The sequence below is a fragment of the Arthrobacter sp. SDTb3-6 genome (assembly GCF_013376095.1).
GTDB lineage: Bacteria > Actinomycetota > Actinomycetes > Actinomycetales > Micrococcaceae > Specibacter.
The window spans coordinates 1-511 of sequence record NZ_JAAMFN010000141.1; the positions used below are offsets into that span (position 1 = coordinate 1).

Annotated in this window: 1 protein-coding gene; it reads left to right on the plus strand. The window is 62.6% G+C overall.

Features of this window, described 5'->3' with window-relative positions:
- A partial coding sequence (locus tag G6035_RS20735) for a dihydrodipicolinate synthase family protein (RefSeq protein ID WP_371131084.1) occupies window positions 1-325 on the plus strand: 325 nt, incomplete at its 5' end.
- Between the last annotated feature and the right edge of the window lie 186 nt (window positions 326-511).

Here is a 511-nt window from a genome sequence, read left to right on the forward strand (position 1 = left end):
AACCCGCATGGTCACAGGACTCAGTTCATGTCCCCTGACGCCTTTGGTAGACGATGGCGTTGCTGAGGCATCGTTCATTCGAATCATGGAACGGCTCGAGGCATCGGGTACGGATTCGATTACCGCCCTCGGATCCACGGGTTCCTGCGCGTATCTCACGGGTGGGGAGCGGGCAAGGGTGGCCCAACTGGCGGTCGAGCATGCCGGCGGGATACCGGTAGTCATCGGTGTCAGTGCGCTGCGCACCTCCCAGGTACTGATGAACGTGAAAGAGGCCGGGCGGGCTGGTGGCGGCCATGTCCTACCCGGCGCTCACGGCAGATGAGGTATTCGTGCTCTATCGAACGGTGACGGAGAATGCAGGGCTTGCGGTCATCGTCTACGACAATCCAGGGACCACGCACTTCACCTTCACCGATGGGCTGTACGGGCGAATCGTCTGGCTGCCGGGCATCGCCTCGATCAAGGTCCCCGGCGGCCCCGGCGAAGCCCAAGGGGATGTTCAGGCAAC